This is a genomic window from Archangium sp. (assembly GCF_036388035.1).
Lineage (GTDB): Bacteria > Myxococcota > Myxococcia > Myxococcales > Myxococcaceae > Archangium.
Map to the genome: position 1 here is coordinate 1 of NZ_DASVSO010000595.1, position 19,078 is coordinate 19,078.

The window sequence follows — 19,078 nt, forward strand, 5'->3', positions numbered from 1 at the left end:
CCGCGTACACCCGCACCTCGCGGTCCAGGTGGGCGCGCACCACCGCCTCGTCGTCCGTCACCTTCGCCGTCAGGCCGAGTGCCGTCTCCACCTGCCGCCCGGCCCCCACGTCCCAGTAGCGCAGCCGCGACGTCAGCACGCCCCGGGCCTCCTCGGTGGCCTCCAGCGACAGGGTGAGCTTCACCACCACCTGCGCGTCCTGCCCGCCCGCCAGGTCGTACAGCGGCACCACCAGGGTGCGGCCCTCGCGCCGGGCCGTCATGCCCATGGCCTCCGCGTCCGTCACCCCCTCGGGCAGCTCCAGCCGCAGCTCCACCCCGCGCGCCACCGTCCCGGCCGCCTGCTCCAGCTCGCGCCGGAGGATGTCCGCCAGCCGCTCCGAGTCCTGGATGTAGCCGTAGAAGCCGCCGCCCTGCTCGGCCAGGCCCTGCATGAGCTGCTCGTTGAAGTCCTCGCCCACGCCCAGGCCGCTCACCGTCATCCCCTCGCGTTGGAAGGTGGCGGCCAGCCGCGTCAGCTCCGAGGGCTCCACCAGCCCCGCGGTGGGCTGCCCGTCGCTCAGCAGGATGATGCGGCTCACCCGGTAGGCCTGGGTGTACTTGCGCAGCTCCTTGGCCGCCTCCTCCAGGCCGCCGCTGATGTTGGTGGAGCCCTCGTCCTCGATGGCGTCCACGAACTGGAGCATCTCCTGGCGGGCGGACTCGGACACCGGCGTACTGGGGAAGACGCGCACGTCCGTGCCGTAGTGCACCAGCGCGAGCCGATCCTCCGGCGCCAGCCGCTGCACCAGCATCCGCGCCGCCTGCTTCGCGTCCGTCAGCTTCTGTCCGCGCATGGAGCCCGAGCGGTCGATGACGAGCGCCAGGTTCACCGGTAGCCGCCTCGCCTCGCGGAGCGTGTCCGCGCGCACCGTCAGCGCGGCGAAGGCCTCGCTCGGGCCCGCCATGAGGTACTCCCCGGACAGCTTGCCCTCCAGCGTCAGCGCGCCGCTCCTGGCCGTGACGGGCGTCAGCAGCACCCCGCCCGTCACCTCGCCGGGCTGGGCCACCGTGTGGCTCGTGTCCTTCTGACGGGGCAGGCCCACCACCGCCGCCGCCAGGGCGAGCAGTCCGGCGGTGGCCAGCAGCAGCAATGTCCGGTTCATCCAGAGACCTCGGAAAGCGCGAAGGGGAGGGGAGCGCAGCCTGTCCCAGTTGCTCCCTCCTCCCTATCCGTCAGCAGGAGGAGGGTCCGACAACCGACCGATGCCCTCAACTCCCGGTGGCCAGCTGGCTCATCACCAGCTCGCGCACCACGCGCTTCACCGCGGCCTCGTCGAAGGGCTTCTCCAGGGTGGGGTTGGGCACGCGCGCGAGGAACTCGCGCGCCCCGGGGGTGAAGGCGCCGCCGGAGACGAAGACGAAGCGCTGCTCCAGCCCCGAGCCGCCCTGCTGGATGGCCTCGTACAAGTCCCGTCCCGCGAAGTCCGGCATCATCACGTCGCAGAGGATGGCGTGGAAGCTCGAGTCCGCCGACAGCTTCTCCAGCGCCTGCCGCCCGCTGGTGAGCAGCTCCACGTCGTGCTCGCGAAGGATTCGCCGCAGGGCCCGGCCCACCGCGGGCTCGTCGTCCACGATGAGCACCCGCCCGCGCCGCGTGGTGGGCGCCGGGGTGGGCGCCGTCGGCTTCTCCACCCAGGCGCCGTCCCGGGCCGACGGCAGCATCACCCGCACCGTGGTGCCCTGGCCCACCTGGCTCTCCACGGCGATGTCTCCGCCCAGGCTCGTGACGATGCCGTGGCAGATGGACAGTCCCAGGCCCGTGCCCACGCCCACCGGCTTGGTGGTGAAGAAGGGGTCGAAGATGCGGCTGAGCGCGTCCTCGGGGATGCCCGAGCCCGTGTCCTTCACCTCGATGACGACGGCGCGATGGTCCGGGCTGGCGCGCGTCACCAGGCGAATCTCATTGCGGTCCGCCGAGCCCTCGGAGATGGCCTGCGCCGCGTTCACCACCAGGTTGAGGAACACCTGGCACAGCCGGCCCTCGTTGCCCAGCACCTTGGGCACCGGCCCGTACTCGCGCCGCAGCCGCGCCCGGTGCTTGATTTCGTTGGCGGCCAGCATGATCGCCGAGTCCAGCACCGCGTGCAGGTCCACCGGCTCCACCCGCTCCTCGTCGGGCCGGGAGAAGGCCTTGAGCTGGCGGACGATTTGCCGCACGCGCTCGGCGCCCTCGCGCGCCTCGCCCAGCACCGAGCGCCACTCGTCCGTGGCGGGCTCCTGCCGGGCCGCGCCGGTGGGCGGGCGGCGCATCTCCTCGGAGAGGAAGCCCAGGTTGGAGATGACGAAGGCCAGCGGGTTGTTGATTTCGTGGGCGATGCCGGCCGCCAGGGTGCCCATGGAGGCCATGCGGTCGGCCAGCGCCAGGCGCGACTGCAGCTGGCGCTGCTCGGTGACGTCGCGCGCGATGCACACCACCGCCGGCTGCCCGTCGTAGAGCAGCGGCAGCGAGGCGAACTCGGTGATGCGCACCTTGCCGTCGCGCCGCAGCAGGCGCCGCTCGCCCGTCACCAGCAGCGCCATGCCCGGGGCCGCGGGCGGCTCGTCGAGGATGAACTCCTCCAGCCGCCGGCCCACCACCTCCTGGGGCCGCTCGAAGCCCAGCGAGGACACCAGCGCGGTGTTGGCGTAGACGATGCGCCCGTCGCGCTGGATGGCGGCCGGCTCCGGCACGCCCTCGATGAGGATGCGGAAGCTGGCCTCGGACAGCTTGAGGGCCTCCTCGAACTGGCGGCGCTCGGTGATGTCGCGGGCGATGCCCTCCACCGCCACGCACAGCCCCGTGGCGTCCAGCACCGGCGTCACCACGTGCTGCAGCCACACCGTGCGCCCATCGCGCCGCAGGAAGCGCGCCACCACGGGGCAGTCGTGCTTCTCGGGGTGGGTGAGGAGGTGCTCGAGCGCCCCGCGGTCCTCCGGGTGCGCCTGGCGCAGCCACAGCTCCGGGTCCCGGTAGTGCTCCTCGGGGGTGAAGCCGAGGTTCTTCGTCACCACGCCGCTGACGAAGGCGAAGCTGCGCGTGCCCGCGAGCTGGTAGCGGTACAGCACGTCCGAGGCGTTCTCCGCGATGCGCCGGAAGCGCTCCTCGCGCTCGCGCAGCGCCCGCTGGGCCTGGCGCTGCTCCAGCGTCAGCGCGATGGCCCCGGCCGCCGCCATCAGCAGGTCCACCTCCAGCTTGTCCCACGCCCGCTCCTCGGCGCAGTTGTCGAAGCCGAGGAAGCCCGCCAGCGTGCCGTGTACCCACAAGGGCAGCACCAGCACGGAGAGGATGTGCTGGGGCTCCAGCGCGGCCCGCTCCTCCGCCGGCAGGTCCCTCACCCGCCCCGAGAAGCACTGCCCCCGCGAGAGCAGCTCGTACAGGTGGGGCATCTGCTGCTCGAGGTGCATGTTCCGCGTCGACGGGTTGTCGAACTCCGGCGTCACCCCGGGGGCGCACCACTCGGCGCGCTGGCTGAAGAGCAGGTCGCCGTCCGGGGAGCGGTGGGCCTCGAAGAAGTACGCCCGGCTCGCCCCGGCGGCCTCCCCCAGCGGTGCCATCAGCGCCGAGTAGAAGTTCTCCGCGTGCGAGGCCGCCAGCAGCCGCTGTTGGATCTCCACCACCGCGGTGAGGTAGCGCTCGCGTCGGGCCAGCGCGGCTGTCGCCTCACGCCGCTGGGTGATGTCGTTGAGGGTGCCGCAGGTGCCCACGTACGAGCCGTCCGCCGTCGGCAGCAGGCGCGCGAACACCTCCACCCACCGGAAGCCTCCGTCCCGGGTGAGGTAGCGCATCTCGTGCTTGCAGCACTCCTTCTCCCGCGCCAGCAGCACCCGGCCCAGGTCCATGCAGTGCTTGTGGTCCTCCGGGTGGACGAAGTCCATCGTCCGCTTGCCCAGGCACTCCTCCACCGGGTAGCCCGTCAGCTCCGTCCAGGCGGGGCTCAGGTAGCTCCAGCACCCCCGAGGGTCGATCTGGAACACGACTTCCCTGAGGTTCTCGACGACGAGCCGATAGCTGGGCTCGTGCGTGGGGCTCTCGTGGATCGGCTGGGGCTTCGGATGCATGGGAGGGGGGGTTCGGCTCCCGCGGCCAGGGCGACCTGGGGAACCGCCTCGATAGGTAGAGACGATAGCGTGAACTCCCCCCGTCCGCACCATCTCACCCAGAAGACGAGTCTTCCGCGACCCACCGCACGAGGTTCACCCGGCGGCGGCCACGACCGAGGCCGGCTCCTCGCGGGGCAGGCGGACGTGGAAGCAACTCCCCTGGTGGGCTCCCGGACTTTCCGCCCAGATGGTGCCGCCGTGCCGCTGGACGATCTCCCGGCAGATGAAGAGCCCCAGCCCCAGGCCGCCAAAGTGGCGGGAGGTGGCGTTGGAGGCGCGGGCGAAGGGCTGGAAGAGCAGGGCGAGGCTCTCGGGAGGGATGCCAATCCCCTCATCTCGCACCCGCAGCTCCACGGCCTCGGCGGTGAGGTGGAAGTGGACGCGCACCGTGCCGCCCTGGGGCGAGTAACGCACCGCGTTGGAGAGGAGGTTGGTGACGACCTGCTCCAGCCGGGGGCCGTCCCAGACGCCCTCCACGGGGGCCTCGGGGGCGTCGAAGACGAAGCGCAGCCCCGCCTCGCCCCGCAGCTCGAAGCGCTCCATGACCTCGCGCACCAGGGGGACCAGGTCCACCTGGGCGCGCTCCAGCTCGAAGCGGCCGGCTTGAATCCGCGAGGTGTCCAGCAGGTCATCCACCAGCCGGGTGAGGCGATCCGTCTGCCGGGCCATGGAGCGCAGGGCCTTGAGGGTGCGCTCGCGCTCGGGGAAGTCCGCGCCCTTCTCCATGCGGTTGAGGGTGAGGGCGGCGAAGCCCTTGAGGGGGGTGAGGGGCGTGCGCAGCTCGTGGCTGGCCACGGAGAGGAACTCCTCGCGCAGGCGCACCGCCTCGCGCAGCTCGGCCTGGGCGGCCTCGGTGCGGGTGGCCATCTCGTTGAAGCCGCGGCACAGCTCGCCCAGCTCGTCGTCCTCCTCCTCGGGCACGCGCCGGCCCAGCTCGCCCCGGGCGATGGCGGCGGTGGCCTCCACCAGCGTCTCCAGGCGGCGGATGATGTCGCGGGCGACGAACTGGGAGAGGGCCAGCATGAGCAGCACGCCCAGGGCGAGCATGGCGATGAAGAACACGCTCGTGCGGGTGATGGCGCGGTAGGCCACGCCCAGGTCCTGCGTGACGACGACGCTCCACTCGGTGCCGGGCACGGGGGCGTCGGCGGCCAGCAGAATGCGCTGCTCCTCCGGGCCGAACGTCTCCACCACGCCCTCGTCGTTGCCGGGCGGGTTCAGGCGCAGGGTGTGGGGCAGGCGGGCCTCGCTCAGCAGCGGGGCGCTGGACTGGGTGTCGCGCAGCAGCAGCAGGCCGCGCCGGTCCAGCACCTGCACCCGGAAGCGCTGGGCCGCGGGCGTCACCGCGGCCGACAGGCGCTCGAGGGACAGCAGGCCCACGAGCATGCCCTCCAGCTTCCCGTCCTTTTTGAAGGGCAGGGCCACGGCCACGTGGGGCAGGCCGAGCTGGCTGATGTAGGGGCGCGAGACGTAGGGGGCGCCGGTGCTCAGCACGCCGCCGTGGTAGTCGCGGTGGGCGAAGGAGCCCAGGTCGTCCTTGGCGTAGGAGGCGGCCAGTCCCAGGCCCTCCTTGTCCATGACGATGGCGGCGTCGAAGGCGCGCGCCTGCGCGGGGAGGTTGCGCAGGTGCTCCTCCAGCTTCTTGCGGTCCTTGGCGGCGAAGGCGGCGCGGAAGCCGGGGGACTCGAGCAGCAGCTGGAGGGACTCGCGCGCGTCGTCCAGGTAGCGCACGAGGAAGTCCGCCTCGCCGGCGGCGGCGCGCACGGTGTCGTCCCGCACCTGGCGCTCGATGGCGCCCTGGGCGAGGAAGGCCGCGAAGCCGCCCAGGGCCAGCAGCGGCACCAGCCCGGCGAAGGCCAGGCCGCGCAGCAGCTTGATGCCCACGGTGCGCGGGGCGCGGGGGCGCCAGTCGGCGGCCACGGCGGCGCACGAGAGGGTGAAGATGAGGTAGATGCTGGCGGCCGGCCCCGAGCCGATGCGGCCCAGGCCCCACGCCAGCAGCGAGAAGTCCACCGCCAGCACGGCGAAGAGCACGCGCGGCAGGCGTGGCCAGCGGGAGGCCACCGGGGCCAGCAGCCCCACCCCGCAGGCGAGGAAGGCGAGCCCCATGGGCACCAGCAGCGGCGCCAGCGAGGCGTAGAAGACGGGGGGGAAGCGCTCGCCCGCCATCAACATGAGCAGGCCGAAGCAGAGCGCCACCAGGGACACCACGCCGCGGAACACCTCGCGCCGCCGCCAGGCCGGCGAGGCCTCCATCGCCAGCCCCGCCAGCAGCAGCGGGTAGAGGATGGCGCCGGTGAGGCCGCCGGTGCGCACGTTGAGCACCCACCAGTACAGGCCGGTGACGGCGCCGAAGCCCACGCGCCCCAGCACGTCCAGCCAGCGCGGCGCGTGCGGGTAGAGCATGGTGGCCATGAGCACGATGCTGCTGGCCAGGTAGGCCATGCCCATGGTGCGCACGTACGGGTAGAGCGGCCGGAAGTAGGCCGCGTGGAACTCGTACGGCGCATACGTCATCGCCACGCCGAAGATGAGGCCGAACAGCGCGGCGGGCCACGTCAGGGGCAGCGGGGGTGGACGCACGGGCCCTGTGCGCGGGCCCGACTCGGTGGACGAGCTCATGGACCCTCCTTCCAAGCAGCTTGGCCGGTGTAAATCCACCCACTGCCAGAGGATCGTCCATCGCCAGACAGGCCCATGTGTGTCCACGTCCGCCATGCGACCCTCATGGGGTGGCCCGGCGGGGCAGTTCCACGGTGAAGGTGGCCCCCGCGCCTGGAGCGCTGCGCACGCTCACCGTGCCGCCGAGGGCCTGGACGATTTGACGGGTGATGTAGAGGCCGAGGCCCAGGCCGCCGTAGTGCCTGTCGCTCACGGCGCGCTCGAAGCGGCCGAAGAGGCGCGGCAGGCTCTCCGGAGCGATGCCGATGCCCTCGTCGCGCACCACCAGGCGCACGTGCTCGGCGTCGGCCTCCACGCGCACGTCCACGGGCTTGCCGGCCCCGTACTTGAGGGCGTTGGACAGCAGGTTGGTGACCACCTGCTCCAGCCGCAGCCTGTCCCAGGTGCCGGTGGCGGACGCGGGGGCGTGCAGGAGCAGGGGACTGCGGGCCTGGGTGGCGGGCAGCTCGAAGCGCGCGGCCACGTCGCGCACGAGCTCGCCCAGGTCCACCTCCTCCAGGTCCAGGCGCAGCCGGCCGGCGTGGATGCGGGTGACGTCGAGCAGCTCGTTGACGAGCGCGGTGAGGCGGCCCGCGTTGCGGTCCACGTTCTCCAGCTTGGCGAGCATGGGCGCGGGCAGCGTGCCGGCGTCGCCGCGGCGGGCCCCGCGCAGCAGCGACTGCACGTTGAGCTTGAGGGAGGTGGTGGGGGTGCGCAGCTCGTGGGCGGCGACGGTGAAGAACTCGTCGCGCTGGGCCACGGCGTGGCGGGCCTCGCGGAAGAGCAGGACGTTGTCCACCGAGAGGGCCACGCGGTCGGCGAGCTCCTCGGCGAAGCGCAGGTCCTCCGGCCCGAAGGAGCGCCCGGAGAAGGTGAGGAGGAGGAGCGCGCCCAGGGTGCGCCCGCGCGCGCGCAGGGGCACGGCGAGCAGGGAGCGCGGCCCGAGCGCGAGCAGCAGGCGCAGGTGCTCGTCGTCGCGGATGAGGGACTGGAGGAGCGAGGGCGTGAGCTCGGTGAGGAGCTGGGGCTCGTCCTGGGGCAGCCGCAGGCCCACGAGGCTGGGGACGGCGGGGTCCTCGGAGTAGCGCCGCAGCACCTCGCCGAGCAGCGCCTCCTGGGAGGGCTCGCTGGCCACCGTCTCGAGCAGCAGCGGCTGGCCCCGGCCATCCATCACCTGGAGGACGCAGCCGTCGCCGAGCGTGGGCACGCAGCGGCGGGCCAGCTCGGGCAGGGCGCTCTCCACGTCGAGCGAGGCGGTGAGCAGGTGGCTGACCTCGGCGAGGAAGCCCGTCTCCAGCTCCTCGCGCTTGCGGCGGGTGATGTCGGTGAACCAGAGGCACAGCCCGTCCCCGCGCTTGAGGGTGACGAGGCGGAACCACCGCTCGCGGTTGTGCAGGGGGAAGAGCACCTCGTCCACGTAGGGCTGGCCCGTCTCCACCACGTGGGCCAGCCGCGCGAGGAAGCCGCCGGCGCGCACGTAGGGCAGCCGCTCGACGATGCCGCGTCCCCGCAGGTCCGCCAGGCGCATGTCCAGCATGGCCTCGGCGGCGGGGTTGACGTAGTCCCAGAGGAACTCCACCACCTCGCCGGAGGTGCCGCGCACGCCCAGCAGGGCCATGAAGCCATCGGGGTGGTCGGCGGCGAAGGCCCACTCCTCGATGGGCGAGGGCGCGCGGTGGGCTTCCTCCACGGCTTGCGGCACGAGGCTCTTCGCGGCTCCGCGGCGCGTAGGCATGGCGCACCACCTCCTCTCGCGCAGGGCCCCCCGGCGCCTGCTTTCGAGGAAAGCCTGAAAGGAAAGTGGAGCGACGATCAAGCCACGGGGGTCAGGCGACCTCGAGGACCGTCCACTCGCGTACCTCACCGGCGAGGGTGACCTCGATGGTGTCGCCCGCCCGACGTCCCATGAGGGCGCGGCCCACGGGGGAGGCGGGGGTGATGACGGAGAGGAAGCCATCGCCCCCGGGGCCGGTGAGCTCGGTGCCGGCGCCCACGGGCAGCAGGAAGAAGGTGCGCTCGGCGAAGCCCTCCTCGTCCTCGGTGGACACGTCGATGATGGCGCCGAGGGCGACGGGGCCCTTGCGTGAGAAGGAGGGGAGGCCGGCGTCCTGGAAGTCCGAGAGGGCCTTTATCTCCTCCTGGACGCGGCGGACGCGCTGGGCCTGGCCGGTGGCGAGGCTGCCGTATTCGATGACGGCGCGACCGTCCTCTTTCTTCTCGGACTCGGTGGCGAGGGTGCGAGCGGCCTCACGGGCCTCGGCCTCGGCCCGATGGGCGAGCCGGTCGCTCTGGCGGAGACGGTCGGCGAGTTGGGTCAGCAACTCGGATTTGTCCAGCGGTGGCATGCGTGCGACAGGACTGTAGCGCGGTGGCGCGGGGGCTCCAGTTTCCGGCTACATTGCCGCGCCCATGACGCCGAAAGAGTTGTCCGAGAAGGCCCGAGAGCTGGTGGGGCAGGGGTGGGTGTTGCTGGACGTGCGCACGCCGGAGGAGTACCGGCAGGGGCACCCCGAGCCGGCGAGGAACATCCCGGTGCAGGAGCTGCCTCAGCGGGTGACCGAGGTCGGCCCGCCGGGCACGCGGGTGGTGGTGTACTGCCAGGCGGGAGGCCGCAGCGCGAAGGCGGTGGAGATCCTCCGCTCCCACGGCTTCACGGACCTCTTCGACCTGAGGTCCGTCAACAACTGGTAGGTCGCGCCGCCTTCCGTCCACTACCTCGTGGTTGGACGGGCGGGTGGATTGGCGCGCGCGCGCCCGTGTCCTCAAGGTTGTGTCCCCCTGGTCCAGTGGGACACCGCCTTGGAGGGCATGATGGCGACGAGAGAGACGCTGTCCCGGGCGCGAGTGCTCGCGCTCGGGCTCATCGGGTGCGCGGTGCTGGCGCTTCCCGCGCGGGCGCAGACGCCCGCGGAGGTGGGGCAGTGGTCGGGCGTCATGTCCTGGCCCGTCTCCGCCACCCACACCCACCTGCTGCCCACGGGCAAGGTGATGTTCAGTGGCGAGTTCGCCCAGGGGGACACGCCGCCGCGGCTGTGGGACCCCACCACCCAGGCCCTCGGGACGCTGCCGTTTCCTGGCTACAACACCTTCTGTGCCGGCCACTCCTTCCTGGCGGACGGCCGGCTGCTGGTGACGGGGGGGCATGTGGAGAGCCACGTGGGCCTCGAGGACGCGAGCCTCTTCGACCCGTTCGGCTCCCGGTGGACCCGCCTGCCGGACATGACGGCCGGGCGCTGGTACCCCACCAACGTCACGCTCGCCAATGGAGACGTGCTGGTCATCTCCGGCGAGACCGTCGGCTCCGGAATCATGAATGAGCTTCCGCAGCGCTACCTGGCCTCCAGCGGCACCTGGAGGGACATGACGAGCGCGCGGCTCAAGCTGCCGTACTACCCGCGGATGTTCCTCGCGCCCAATGGCAGGCTCTTCCTGGCCGGGCCCTCGCGCACGTGCCGCTTCCTGGATACGGGAGGGACGGGCACCTGGTTCCCGGGACCCTCGAGCAACTTCGGCGCCCGCTCCTACGGGCCCGCCGTCCTGCTCGATGGCAAGGTGTTCCTGATGGGCGGGGGAGATCCCCCGACGGCCAGTGTCGAGCGGATCGACCTCAACGCGACGTCACCGACGTGGAGCTACATGGCCCCGATGAGCACGGCCCGGCGCCAGCACAACGCGACGCTGCTGCCGGATGGCACGGTGCTCGTCACGGGGGGCAGCTATGGCGGTGGCTTCGACAACAAGTCGACCCCGGTCCTCGTGCCCGAGCTGTACAACCCGGCCACGAACAGCTGGAGGCGGCTCGCTCGCAACAGCGTCTATCGTGGCTACCACTCCACGGCGCTGCTGCTGCCGGACGGGCGCGTGCTGAGCGCGGGGGGCCGCAACGTGAACAACGCGGAGATCTTCTCTCCGCCCTACCTCTTCAAGGGGGCACGTCCCACGGTGAGCGCGCTGCCGGACGTGGTGGCGCCCCGGACGACCTTCTCCATCGCGACGCCGGATGCGGGGCGGGTGACGAAGGTGACGTTGATCGCCCTCGGCTCGGTGACGCACGCCTTTGATCAAAACCAGCGGCTCATCACCCTGGGCTTCACACGTGGCAGTGGCAGCCTCACCGTCCAGGCGCCCGCGAGCAACAACGTGGCCCCGCCGGGCTACTACCAGCTCTTCCTGGTGAACGACGCGGGAGTGCCCTCCATCGGCCGGATGGTGCGCATCACCGCCGTGCCGTGAGGGCCCCGCGGCACCCGGTGCCGCGACGGGGCTAGCGCACCTCGTGCTTCTGGATCATGTCGAGCTGCGTCTGGACGCTCAGGTCGCGCGAGCCCATGTGGCCGAAGGGGAAGGTGCCGTAGACCTTCTGACCATCCTGCCCGGGGATGGGCGAGGTGCGCGAGGCGAGGCCCACGCCCACCACCTGATCGGCGTGGGACCAGATGCTGTAGACGTGCGAGCCCTCGAAGTGGCTCTGCTCGTTGAGGTCGCGCAGGAAGCGCGAGCGGGGGTGCAGCCCGGTCTCCAGGTTGGAGGTGGGCAGCAGGTTGCCGGTGAGGGCGCAGGAGGCCAGGCCGTGGTTGGCGCCGGAGATGCCCACGAAGGTGTCCACGTCGCGGGTGAGCGGAGCGCCGAGGTTGTAGCGGCCCCCTCCGGCGTAGGGGTCATGGCCCTCGCCGCCCTGGATGGCCTTGCGGGCGAGGGTGACGCCCATGGAGTGGCCGATGACGTCCACCTTCTGCGCCCCCGTGTACTCCTTCACGGCCTGGATGAAGGCGCGGACCTCCTCCTCGTACTTGCGGGAGTGGTGCTGCTGGCTGGCGAGCTTCGGGTCCGAGGGCCCCCACGTCATCGCGTACATCTCCGAGGGCTTGTAGCCCTGGGTGGCGAAGTGCTCGATGGAGCGCTCCCAGCCGGCGGCGCTGTCGGAGTTGCCGTGGATGAAGATGACGGGCTCGCGGGTGAGCTTCTCACCCGGGCGGGTGCGGCCCCCGAAGGCCGGGACGTCACCCTTGGCGAAGTCGTACTGCCCATAGCCGTGCGAGTGCAGCCAGCTCTTGAAGTCCGAGGAGAAGCGCGAGCTCTTGGAGACATCCACTGGAGCGGCCGGGGTGGCGCGGCTGGCGGTGGAGGCAGTCGAGGAAGTCCGAGGGGTTACGCGCGTCGACATGTCGCTTCTCCGGAGGTGGAGTAGGTGTCCGCCGACATTGTCGTACCCCCACCCCCAGCAGTTGCGTGCGAATTCGCCGAACGGCTCACACGGGAACGGCGACGAGCTCCTCGACGACCTCCCGCAGTCGCCGGGAGCGCTGGGTGAGGCGGAAGCCCGCGGCCTCGACGAGGGGGACGGTGTCGCGATTGAGCTGACAGCCCCCGGAGAGGCGGCTCCAGGCGGGGTTGAGGCGGTCCTGGAGGTGGGCGAGGCCGGAGTGCGGAGCGCGGACGTGCTCGAGCATGCGGAGCTGGCCCCCGGGGCGGAGGACGCGGCGGAGCTCGGCGAGCCCCCGGCCAGGGTCCTCGACGCTGCAGAACACGAGGCAGGCGACGACGGCGTCGAAGGAGGCGTCGGGGAAGGGGAGCTGCTGGACATCGGCCCGCAGGAGGGAGATGCCGGGGCGGCGGCGATGCGCGCGGGCGAGCATCTCGGGGTCGATGTCGAGGGCGACGACGTCGGAGACGGTGGGCGGGTAGGAGGGGAGGAGCAGCCCGGTGCCGGTGCCTACCTCGAGGACGCGACCGGAGAGCCCCTCGACGAGCCGGCGTCGGGCGCGGTTGAGACCGAACCACCCGAGGGGCGTCATGAAGGCGTCATAGAGCACGGCCCTGGCGCTGCACATGTCTCCCTCCCCCTGTGTTCCACCCCTCCCGCGTGGAGAGGGCCCAGGAGCGGCTCCGCGCCCCTGGGGGTTGCCCCCGAGACTAGCGGGCGGGGGCCTGCACGGTCCCGCCGGGGCCCACGGAGGGCGTGGCCTTCTTGGCGGGAGCCTGCCACTTCGCCAGGCCGTAGAGACCGAAGGCGACGAGGCCGAAGCACCCATACTGAGCGGGCGTCAGGCCGAAGTAGCGGGCATCGACATAGGAGAGGTCGGTGGCGCGCAGGAAGTCGAAGCTGAAGCGGGCGCAGGCGTACAGCAGGGAGAGCAGCGGGAGGAGCTTGCCGCGCAGCTTGCCGGAGCTGTTGAGGGCCCAGAGGAGGCCGGAGACGGCGAAGAGGAACGCGGCGTCATACATGCCCAGGTCGTGACGGGCCCCCCCGGGGAAGTTCACGGCGAGGAAGAAGTCGGTGCGCAGGCCGGGGTGGTCATGGACGGCGAAGCAGCCGAGCCGGGCGACGGCCCAGCCGGGAGCCACGGCGAGGGCGAAGGCATCGGCGTAGTCGCGGAAGCGCAGCTGGCGAGCCCGGAAGAAGAAGACGGCGGCGAGGATGCCGCCAATGAGCCCACCGAAGGAGGACAGCCCGTCCCACACCTTCAGAATCTGGAAGGGGCTCTTGGAGAGCTCCTCGGGGTGGTAGGCGAAGAGGTGGAAGAGATGGCCGACGACGACACCCACGCCGACGCCCCACGGGGCGTAGTCCTGGAGCGCGTTCGCATCGAGCCCCTCTCGCTCGGCCTGCCGGGTGAGGAGCCGGGCGGCGAAGAGGATGCCCAGGGCCACGAAGATGCCGAAGGGCTCGATGGTGAGGGGGCCGAGATGGATGGATGGGACGTGCAGGTAGGGAATCACGAGTCTCTCCGGCGGGCGGACGGCATGCTGCCATAGTCCACCGCTGCCGCCACGGGGGCGAACAATCGATGGGGGGGCGCGGCTTCCCCGGGGTCGACAGGGGAGCGGGCGGGCGGGTTAGACTCGTCACCGCGGGGGCTCAACGCTTCTTCACGAAAACACCAACAACACCCCACACGGCGCCGGGGGGCGGCCGGTTACGCTGGGACCTGTCACGGCTTGTACTACGCTCCCTACCTGTGAATGCTTTCAGGTTTCGTACGTTCTGAGAGTCAACCACTGGAACCTGTGGGGGAGCCCAAGGTGTCCAGAGCGGGGAAACGGGGGGTTCATGTCAGGGGGGGCCGCTCTAGTCGCACTGTGAGCCGGTGGTGCGAACGGAAGACGGTGTCCCACCCCCTGCTCCGCCCGGGCGCATCCGCGCCCACCCGAGGTTTGGCGTGCGCTGTCAGTGAAGGCAGTATTCTGTAAAGGAGTGAACCCACCATGAAGTCCTATCTCCTGGTTCCGAAGGAGTCGATCGAGACCCACGCTCATCCGGGCGTGCGGGGCACGGAGCAGGGAGAGCGCGTGCTGCAGCGCACCACCGCCCTTCAGTTCATGATCAGCGGACGGGCTCCGGACATGCTGCGGAGCCTCGGACTGCGCTCGGCCACGCTGCCCGGGCGCCTACCCCAGGTGAGCGCCTCGCCCGCCAAGAGGAAGAAGGGCCGGGGCGGCAAGAACGAGGTGCAGGTGGCCGCGTCCGAGGGCCCGGTGATGGAGCCGGCAACGGCCTCGGAGGTGGGCACCTACCGCCACATGCCGCTCATCGGCGCCACCATGGCGCACTTCACCTCGGACGAGGCCGAGCGCGTGGCCAAGGAGGAGCTCGGGCGCGACTTCGAGTTCATCCCGGACACGGTGCAGCTCACCTTCCCGGGCCCGGTGTCCGCGGGGCAGCTCGGCCCGCGCAACCAGGGCCTGTCCTCGCTCCAGCGGCGCGAGTGGCCCGAGGAGTGCGGCGTCCACTCCGCCCACGCCGAGGGCGTGCGGGGCGCGGGCGTGATGCTCGGCATCCTCGACACCGGCGTGGACGCGGACCACCCCGAGCACCAGAACCGCCTCATCCAGTTCCGCTACGTCTCGCTCTTCCCCAACTCGCCGCACAACCCGGCGCGAGACGTGCGCGGCTTCGACCCGGACGGGCACGGCACCCACGTGGCCGGCATCGCCGCGGGCACCTACCACGGCGTGGCGCCCGAGGTGGACCTCTACGTCGCCTCCGTCATCGAGTCCGAAAGCATACGCACGAGCCTCGGGCGGGTGGCGGCCGGCATGGAGTGGCTGCTACACCAGTTCTCACGTCCCGAGAACGCCACCCGGCCCGCGGTGGTGAACATGTCCCTGGGGTTCCCCGTGCAGCCGCCTCCCGGTGTGAGCGACATGGAATACCGGCTGAACATCCGGGCGCTGCAGACCCTGTTGCGTCGGCTGGTGGACTCCAACGTGTTGCCGGTGGTGGCGGCCGGGAATGCTGGCGCTGGGACGGCAGGCTACCCAGCGGCCTTCCCAGAGGCCCTGTCCGTGGGGGCGGTCGACTTCGCGCGGCGCGTGGCCAGCTTTTCGGCCAGCGGTGTGGTGAATCAGCGATCTGTTCCTGACGTGATGGGTTACGGCGTGAACGTCTATTCGAGCACAGAGCGAAGGTGTAACAACCAGGCGTTCTATGAACGAATGAGCGGAACGAGCATGGCCGCCCCTTACGTCTCGGGTATTGCGGCGCTATATCGCTGCCGTTCCCCGGACTTGACGGCACTCGAAGTCAGGGATTTGATTCTGGACACTGCGCTGAAGCTGCCCAAGACGCCCGCCGGTCGTGGCGGCCGGGGTCTTGCGGTCTACAAGTGAATGGCGGCTAACCAGGGCCGGCGCCATCGCGAGCGCCGGGCCTGGGTGGAGGAAGTGGGATGAGCAGGAAGACAGCCACCTCGTCGCAGCGCCGGGCTTCCGGGCGTTTTCCAAAGATCGCGGGCGTCACGCCCCTGCCCGGTATGCGGGCGGAGAGCTCGCCGGGGTGGATTGAGGTCATGGTCATGCCCCGGGAGGAGCCCGGTGCGACCTGGCAGCCCTCGCCGATGCGGGACCGGTCGCTCGTCCACAAGCTTGCCTGCGAGCAGAGCAGGCAGTTTCGTGACTCGCTCCTCAACTTCCTCCAGGCGCACCACCTGATGGGCGCGGTGAAGGGCATGAGCGAGCCCGGCTCCACTCCCCTGGTGACGCTCTACTGCACGCCCCGGGTGTTGGAGCAGCTCCAGCGTTCGCCGCACTTCGATGCCGGCCGCGCCGCGAGCCTCGAGATGTACACCTGAGCCAGCCCCTCTGGTTGGATACCAGAGCGGGGCTCGAGGTTCCCCTCGTCGTCGGGAGTCCGTGAGACTCCTGCGGTTCGCCCGGTTCCCTCGGCCTGCGCGAGTGCACCTCCTGGGGGAGTGCTGCCTCGCCTGCCGTGCTCGACCTTCCGAGCGTCCCGTCTATTCCCGACTGGAAATGATTTACTCACTTGACTTGCGAGCGGCAACCCCCTGAACGCCTGTTGCGCTTGCGTCTGGCCGAGGAAGACACACCTTGGAGCCTTTTTTTTGCCCCGGGTACAGGTTGCCTGGCTGCCTGCCCTGCGAGCGTCCCCACCTGCCGCGCGCTGCCTCATGTCCCGTGAAACGCACGGGCCGGCCAGAAGGGTCTGACAGCCCCTTCCGCCGGCCCGTCGGGTGCGCGACGCCGCGAGGGCGACGCCGGCGCGACTACATCGTGAGGCCGCCGTCCACGTCGATGGTGCGGCCGTTGAAGTAGTCGCACTCGAGGACGAACTTCACCGCCAGCCACAGGTCCTCGGGCAGGCCGATGCGGCCCACGGGGATGTTGGCCACCAGGGCGTCGCGGGCCTTCTGGTTCATGCCCTGCGTCATCGGCGTCTCCACCATGCCCGGGGCCACGGCGCCCACGCGGATGGCGAAGGGGGCGAACTCGCGCGCCCAGGTGAAGGTGTTGGCGGCGAGCGCGGCCTTGGCGGACACGTAGTTGCTCTGCCCGCGGTTACCGTGCCGGGCGATGGAGCTCATGTTGACGATGACGCCCGGGCGCTGGTCCGTCTGCACCATCTTCGCCACCACCTCGCGCACCATGAAGGTGGCGCCGGTGAGGTTGACGCCGATGACGGCGTTCCAGTCCGCGGTGGACAGCTTCTTCACCTCACCCGTGGTGCGGTCCTTCTTCACCAGCAGCGAGTCGCGGAGGATGCCCGCGTTGTTGATGAGGCCGTTGAGGCCGCCCATGGACTCGTGGGCCCACTGCACGAAGGAGATGCAGTTGTCCTCGTTGGACACGTCCAGGCGGCGGCGGTGGATGGCCGAGGGCAGCGCGGCGAGCCGCTCCTCGTTCACGTCCCCCACGGCGACCTGGGCGCCGGCCTCGTGCAGGCGCGTGGCGAAGTGAGCGCCCATGCCCTGGGCCCCGCCCGTGACGATGACCTTCAAGTCCTTGAGCTGCATGTGTTCCCCTCTCCCGGGCTGACGCAATGCGTTGCATGGCGAATGCGCCAGCGAATGAATGACAGTTTTTGACAATACCGCGAGGGGGGTGTTACGCAATATGAAAGATGAATCGGTCTTCAACTCCGCCAGCCGAACGCCTCGTGCCCGCGACCCCGAGGGGGCAGCGCACGCGTCAGCGGCTGCTGCAGGCGGCGGAGACCGTGTTCGGAGAGAAGGGCTACGAGCACGCCTCCATCGCGGACATTACCCGCGAGGCGGAGGTGGCGCTCGGAACTTTCTACGTCTACTTCCCGGACAAGCAGTCCCTCTTCGTCGAGGTGGTGGACGAGCTGGGCGCGCGGCTGCGCCGGCTCATCTCCGAGGCGGTGGTGGGGTGTGAGGACCGGATTGACGTGGAGCGCGAGGGGCTGCGCACCTTCTTCGAGTTCGTGGGCCGCCACCCCCGCCTGTACCGCATCGTCCGCCAGGCGGAGTTCGTCGACGAGGCGTGCTTCCGGCGCTACTACGACCGCTTCGCCCAGGGGTACGTGACGGGCCTGCGGCAGGCCATGGACGCGGGCGCGGTGCGGCGCATGGACCCGGAGGCGCTGGCCTACTGCCTGATGGGGCTGAGCGACTTCCTGGGCATGCGCTGGGTATTGTGGGGAGGCGAGGGCGTGCCGGAGCAGGTGCTGGACACCGCGATGGATTTCATTCGCCACGGCATGGACGCGCGTCCGGCCGGGGCCGACACCGACAGCGGGAAGGGGGCACGCAAGCCCCGAGTCCCGCGGAGCAGGAGCCGATGAGGTACGCCAACATCCTGGCCACTGGCCGTTACGTCCCCGAGAAGATTCTCACCAACGCCGACGTGGAGCGCATCATCGGCGAGCCGGTGGACGAGTGGCTCCAGCAGAACGTGGGCATCAAGCAGCGGCACCTGATGGCGGACAACCAGGTGACGAGCGACTTGTGCGTCGAGGCCGCGAAGCAGGCGCTGGAGCGCTCGGGGGTGAAGCCGAGCGAGCTGGACCTCATCGTCGTGGCCACGGACACGCCGGACTACCTCAGCCCGGCCACGTCCTCGGCGGTGCAGGCGAAGCTGGGCGCGAGCAACGCGGGCACGTACGACGTCAACGCCGCGTGCGCGGGCTGGGTGACGGCACTGGACGTGGCGAGCAAGACGATCGCCGCGGACGACAGCTACCAGCGCGTGCTGGTGCTGGGCGCGTACGGCATGTCCCGCTACATCAACTGGAAGGACAAGAAGACCTGCACGCTCTTCGCGGACGGCGCGGGCGCGGTGGTGCTGGGCGCCAGCGACAAGCCCGGCTTCATGGGCGCGAAGCTGCTGGCGGCCGGCGAGTACCACGACGCGCTGGGCGTCTACACGGGCGGCACGTACCGGCCGGCCACGGCGGAGACGCTGGCGCTCACCAACGGCAAGCCCGCGGTGCAGTTCGTGCGCAAGTTCCCCGCGACCTTCAACACCGAGCGCTGGCCCATGCTGCTCAAGCAGCTGCTGGAGCGGGCGAAGCTGACGATGAACGACGTGGACCACTTCGTCTTCACCCAGCTCAACCTGCGCACCATCGAGGCCACGATGAAGGTGCTGGAGCAGCCCATGTCCAAGACGAACTGGACGATGGACAAGTGGGGCTACACCGGCTCGGCCTGCATCCCCATGACGCTGGATGACGCGGTGGTGCAGGGCCGGGTGAAGAAGGGCGACCTGGTGGCCCTGTGCGCCAGCGGCGGCGGCCTGTCCATGGCCTCGGCGCTCTTCCGCTGGACGGCCTGAGCGACTTCCGCGACACCGAAGGGGAGGGGACAACACATGTTCATCGGCGACTGGATGGGTCGTGGGGCCATGTACTGGCCCGAGCACACCGCGGTGGTGGACGTGGCCAAGGGAGACTCGGGCCGCTTCACCTACCGCGCGATGAATGCGCGCGCCGAGGCGCTCGCGGGCTGGCTGCGTGACGTGGCCGGCGTGTCTCGGGGAGACCGGGTGGGCCTCGTGGCCCACAACGGGGTGGAGTACCTGGACGTCTTCTTCGCCTG

The 19,078-nt window shown here is 70.8% G+C and carries 16 protein-coding genes; 7 read left to right on the forward strand and 9 right to left on the reverse strand.

The genetic code is table 11. The annotated features are described in order from the left end of the window. The 5 genes from VF697_RS24210 to VF697_RS24230 all read right to left on the reverse strand — a co-directional run. Positions 1-1,144 (reverse strand): vWA domain-containing protein (locus VF697_RS24210; RefSeq protein ID WP_331098866.1); only part of this gene is annotated, 1,144 nt, incomplete at its 3' end. 106 nt (positions 1,145-1,250) lie between these two features. Next, a complete protein-coding gene (locus VF697_RS24215; protein WP_331098868.1) occupies positions 1,251-4,079 on the reverse strand; it encodes a PAS domain S-box protein in 2,829 nt (942 codons plus the stop codon). Between the two features lie 135 nt (positions 4,080-4,214). Next, the gene (locus tag VF697_RS24220) at positions 4,215-6,743 is read right to left on the reverse strand and encodes a sensor histidine kinase (RefSeq protein WP_331098870.1); all 2,529 of its coding nucleotides are present in this window, start codon (positions 6,741-6,743) and stop codon (positions 4,215-4,217) included. A 103-nt stretch (positions 6,744-6,846) separates the two neighbouring features. Continuing rightward, positions 6,847-8,517, reverse strand: coding sequence for a PAS domain-containing sensor histidine kinase (locus VF697_RS24225; protein WP_331098872.1), 1,671 nt, complete (start codon positions 8,515-8,517; stop codon positions 6,847-6,849). A gap of 91 nt (positions 8,518-8,608) precedes the next feature. Beyond that, the gene (locus VF697_RS24230) at positions 8,609-9,127 is read right to left on the reverse strand and encodes a GreA/GreB family elongation factor (protein ID WP_331098874.1); all 519 of its coding nucleotides are present in this window, start codon (positions 9,125-9,127) and stop codon (positions 8,609-8,611) included. A 64-nt stretch (positions 9,128-9,191) separates the two neighbouring features. Here VF697_RS24230 and VF697_RS24235 point away from each other — a divergent pair, with 64 nt between their 5' ends. Both VF697_RS24235 and VF697_RS24240 read left to right on the forward strand, forming a co-directional pair. Further along, positions 9,192-9,473 carry a rhodanese-like domain-containing protein gene (locus VF697_RS24235; protein ID WP_331098876.1) on the forward strand — a complete coding sequence of 94 codons (282 nt, stop codon included), beginning with the start codon at positions 9,192-9,194 and terminating at the stop codon, positions 9,471-9,473. A 117-nt stretch (positions 9,474-9,590) separates the two neighbouring features. After that, a complete protein-coding gene (locus tag VF697_RS24240) occupies positions 9,591-11,015 on the forward strand; it encodes a galactose oxidase-like domain-containing protein (RefSeq protein WP_331098878.1) in 1,425 nt (474 codons plus the stop codon). A 31-nt stretch (positions 11,016-11,046) separates the two neighbouring features. Here the strand turns inward: VF697_RS24240 and VF697_RS24245 are convergent, their stop codons facing one another. From VF697_RS24245 to VF697_RS24255, 3 genes are all read right to left on the reverse strand, one after another. Continuing rightward, positions 11,047-11,946: a lipase family protein gene (locus VF697_RS24245; protein WP_331098880.1), complete on the reverse strand. Its 900-nt coding sequence runs from the start codon at positions 11,944-11,946 to the stop codon at positions 11,047-11,049. An 85-nt stretch (positions 11,947-12,031) separates the two neighbouring features. Beyond that, the gene (locus VF697_RS24250) at positions 12,032-12,613 is read right to left on the reverse strand and encodes a class I SAM-dependent methyltransferase (protein ID WP_331098882.1); all 582 of its coding nucleotides are present in this window, start codon (positions 12,611-12,613) and stop codon (positions 12,032-12,034) included. An 82-nt stretch (positions 12,614-12,695) separates the two neighbouring features. Continuing rightward, complete coding sequence (locus tag VF697_RS24255) at positions 12,696-13,502, reverse strand: prolipoprotein diacylglyceryl transferase (protein ID WP_331098884.1); 807 nt, start codon at positions 13,500-13,502, stop codon at positions 12,696-12,698. 486 nt (positions 13,503-13,988) lie between these two features. On the opposite strand from VF697_RS24255, the gene VF697_RS24260 reads away from it, so the two are divergent. Further along, complete coding sequence (locus VF697_RS24260; protein ID WP_331098886.1) at positions 13,989-15,392, forward strand: S8 family peptidase; 1,404 nt, start codon at positions 13,989-13,991, stop codon at positions 15,390-15,392. Between the two features lie 59 nt (positions 15,393-15,451). Beyond that, positions 15,452-15,853, forward strand: coding sequence for a hypothetical protein (locus VF697_RS24265; RefSeq protein ID WP_331098888.1), 402 nt, complete (start codon positions 15,452-15,454; stop codon positions 15,851-15,853). Between the two features lie 432 nt (positions 15,854-16,285). On the opposite strand, the gene VF697_RS24270 is transcribed toward VF697_RS24265, so the two are convergent. Then, entirely contained in the window at positions 16,286-17,032 is a 747-nt protein-coding gene (locus VF697_RS24270; RefSeq protein WP_331098890.1) for an SDR family oxidoreductase, read from the reverse strand. Positions 17,033-17,139: 107 nt separating this feature from the next. Here VF697_RS24270 and VF697_RS24275 point away from each other — a divergent pair, with 107 nt between their 5' ends. The 3 genes from VF697_RS24275 to VF697_RS24285 all read left to right on the forward strand — a co-directional run. Continuing rightward, positions 17,140-17,823, forward strand: coding sequence for a TetR/AcrR family transcriptional regulator (locus tag VF697_RS24275; protein ID WP_331098892.1), 684 nt, complete (start codon positions 17,140-17,142; stop codon positions 17,821-17,823). Next, the gene (locus VF697_RS24280; RefSeq protein WP_331098894.1) at positions 17,820-18,815 is read left to right on the forward strand and encodes a ketoacyl-ACP synthase III; all 996 of its coding nucleotides are present in this window, start codon (positions 17,820-17,822) and stop codon (positions 18,813-18,815) included. Before VF697_RS24275 ends, VF697_RS24280 begins: the two co-directional genes overlap by 4 nt. Before the next feature lie 36 nt (positions 18,816-18,851). Next, positions 18,852-19,078: AMP-binding protein (locus tag VF697_RS24285; protein ID WP_331098896.1), on the forward strand; the 227-nt coding region annotated here is incomplete at its 3' end.

Bases quoted from the DNA above. Each gene is read 5' to 3' on its own strand.
- VF697_RS24275 (WP_331098892.1), top strand. From the start codon at position 17,140: ATGAATCGGTCTTCAACTCCGCCAGCCGAACGCCTCGTGCCCGCGACC.
- VF697_RS24265 (WP_331098888.1), top strand. From the start codon at position 15,452: ATGAGCAGGAAGACAGCCACCTCGTCGCAGCGCCGGGCTTCCGGGCGT.
- VF697_RS24230 (WP_331098874.1), bottom strand. From the start codon at position 9,127: ATGCCACCGCTGGACAAATCCGAGTTGCTGACCCAACTCGCCGACCGT.
- VF697_RS24280 (WP_331098894.1), top strand. From the start codon at position 17,820: ATGAGGTACGCCAACATCCTGGCCACTGGCCGTTACGTCCCCGAGAAG.
- VF697_RS24220 (WP_331098870.1), bottom strand. From the start codon at position 6,743: ATGAGCTCGTCCACCGAGTCGGGCCCGCGCACAGGGCCCGTGCGTCCA.
- VF697_RS24270 (WP_331098890.1), bottom strand. From the start codon at position 17,032: ATGCAGCTCAAGGACTTGAAGGTCATCGTCACGGGCGGGGCCCAGGGC.
- VF697_RS24245 (WP_331098880.1), bottom strand. From the start codon at position 11,946: ATGTCGACGCGCGTAACCCCTCGGACTTCCTCGACTGCCTCCACCGCC.
- VF697_RS24235 (WP_331098876.1), top strand. From the start codon at position 9,192: ATGACGCCGAAAGAGTTGTCCGAGAAGGCCCGAGAGCTGGTGGGGCAG.
- VF697_RS24225 (WP_331098872.1), bottom strand. From the start codon at position 8,517: ATGCCTACGCGCCGCGGAGCCGCGAAGAGCCTCGTGCCGCAAGCCGTG.
- VF697_RS24240 (WP_331098878.1), top strand. From the start codon at position 9,591: ATGATGGCGACGAGAGAGACGCTGTCCCGGGCGCGAGTGCTCGCGCTC.
- VF697_RS24260 (WP_331098886.1), top strand. From the start codon at position 13,989: ATGAAGTCCTATCTCCTGGTTCCGAAGGAGTCGATCGAGACCCACGCT.
- VF697_RS24215 (WP_331098868.1), bottom strand. From the start codon at position 4,079: ATGCATCCGAAGCCCCAGCCGATCCACGAGAGCCCCACGCACGAGCCC.
- VF697_RS24250 (WP_331098882.1), bottom strand. From the start codon at position 12,613: ATGTGCAGCGCCAGGGCCGTGCTCTATGACGCCTTCATGACGCCCCTC.